The sequence below is a fragment of the Streptomyces tricolor genome (assembly GCF_002155905.1).
Classification (GTDB): domain Bacteria; phylum Actinomycetota; class Actinomycetes; order Streptomycetales; family Streptomycetaceae; genus Streptomyces; species Streptomyces tricolor.
Genome location: NZ_MUMF01000517.1, coordinates 1 through 1989 on the forward strand (window position 1 = coordinate 1; position 1989 = coordinate 1989).

Here is a 1989-nt window from a genome sequence, read left to right on the forward strand (position 1 = left end):
GGTGCGGGCCGCCGGTGCCTGGTCGCGCGCAGTTCCCCGCGCCCTTCGGGCAAGCTGCGGCTCCGCCGGCCAAAAGGGGCGCGGGGAACTGCGCGAAGCGGCCCCACGCACCTGCGCCCGGCGACGGCGAGCCCCCCCACGGCGCGCCCTCTACGGTGCCCGATCCAGCAGCACCACGGCCACGTCGTCCGTCAGCTCGCCCCCGTTGAGCTCCCGCACCTCATGCACCGCGGCCCGCAGCAGCTCCTCCCCCCGCAGCCCCTCGGCGAGCTGCCGGCGGATCATCTCCACCATGCCGTCCTGGCCGAGCCGCTCCCCGCCCTCGCCGACCCGGCCCTCGATCAGCCCGTCGGTGTAGAGCATCAGGCTCCACTCGGCGCCCAGCTCCACCTGCATCCGCGGCCAGCGGGCGCCGGGCAGCAGCCCCAGGGCGGGGCCGTTGTTGTCGTACGGCAGCAGCCGCGCCGGCCGGCCGGGCCGGGCGATCAGCGGGGCCGGGTGGCCGGCCAGGCACAGGCCCGCGCGGCGGCCGTCCGGGGCGATGTCCACCGTGCACAGCGTCGCGAAGATCTCCTCGTCGGCGCGCTCGTGCTCCAGCACCTGCTGCAGCGTGTTCAGCAGCTCGTCCCCGCACAGCCCGGCCAGCGTCAGCGCCCGCCAGGCGATGCGCAGCTCCACACCGAGCGCGGCCTCGTCCGGGCCGTGCCCGCAGACGTCACCGATCATGGCGTGCACGGTGCCGTCGGGGGTGCGTACGGCGTCGTAGAAGTCGCCGCCGAGCAGCGCCCGGGACCGGCCCGGACGGTAGCGCGCGGCGAAGCGCAGCGCGGAGCCCTCCAGCAGCGGGGTGGGCAGCAGGCCGCGTTCCAGCCGGCGGTTCTCCTGGGCGCGCAGTCTGCCCTCGGCGAGCCGCCGCTCGGCCGTGTCGGAGCGCTTGCGCTCCACCGCGTACCGGATGGCGCGGCTGAGCAGCCGGCCGTCCAGCTCGTCCCGGAAGAGGTAGTCCTGGGCGCCCACGCGCACGGCCTCGGCGCCGCGCTCGGCGTCGCCGGAGGCGGTCAGCGCGAGCACGGCGTGCCGGGGCGCGAGCTGGAGGACGTGCCGCAGCACGGCCAGCTCGTCGTCGCTGTCGCTGCCGCCCGGCGCCGGGAGCGCCAGGTCCAGCAGGATGCAGTGGACGTCGTCGGTGAGCAGCCGCTCGGCCTCGGTGAGGTTGCGGGCGGTGCGGACGCGGATCGGCTTGCCGGCCGAGTCCAGCAGATCGGGCACGATCGGCGAGCCGGCCGGATCGTCCTCGATCAGCAGCAGGGTGAGAGTGGCGCCGGTGCCGTTCACGGGCGTGGCGTCGCGGTGGGCCTCTTCCTTGAGGGGGCCGCCCACGGGGCGGGCGGCCTGCGCCTGACCACTCTCCACGGCCGGGATCGCTCTCTGCCGCGGTACGGGTACGGGCATCGTCTTGAGTTCCTTCCCTCCCCCCGAGGGCACGGGGCGGCGTCGAGGGGTCTCGACCCACCGACCGGGACCATAGCGGCTGTGACCGCCCCGATGGAATGGTGTGAGCCCCGTCGCTCCGGTGCCCTCCGCTGTCATATGCCGCGTTCCGTACCGCAGTTGGACACGTCGGCGGCCCCGAGGGGATGACGAAGCTCACGTCCTGCGGTGGTTTGGGCGGGGGTTGGCCGTGCGGTGGGTCACATGACGCACGTCACCGGGCTTTACGCGTCCGGCCGGACGACCCCGAGGATCGGCATCGAACCGGCGCCCGCGATCGTCACCGTGCGCCCGGGGCGCGGCGCGTGGATGATCGCGCCGTCGCCTATGTACATCCCGACATGGCTGGCGTCGTCGAAGTAGATGACGAGGTCGCCGGGGCGCATGTCCTTGACGTCGACGCGCTCCAGCTGCCGCCACTGCTCCTGCGAGGTGCGCGGGACGGGCCGGCCGGCCGTCGCCCAGGCCTGGGAGGTCAGGCCCGAGCAGTCGAAGGAG

2 protein-coding genes are annotated in these 1989 nt (G+C 74.8%); both read right to left on the reverse strand.

What is annotated here, in order from left to right; genetic code table 11:
- Positions 1-150: 150 nt before the first annotated feature.
- Positions 151-1452 carry a PP2C family protein-serine/threonine phosphatase gene (locus tag CCN44_RS32250; protein ID WP_059251309.1) on the reverse strand — a complete coding sequence of 434 codons (1302 nt, stop codon included), beginning with the start codon at positions 1450-1452 and terminating at the stop codon, positions 151-153.
- A 263-nt stretch (positions 1453-1715) separates the two neighbouring features.
- Positions 1716-1989, reverse strand: a 274-nt coding sequence (locus tag CCN44_RS32255) for a C40 family peptidase (RefSeq protein WP_143650092.1), incomplete at its 5' end; no start/stop codon positions are given.

Coding starts and splice junctions, on each gene's coding strand:
- CCN44_RS32250 (WP_059251309.1), bottom strand. CDS start 1,452: ATGCCCGTACCCGTACCGCGGCAGAGAGCGATCCCGGCCGTGGAGAGT.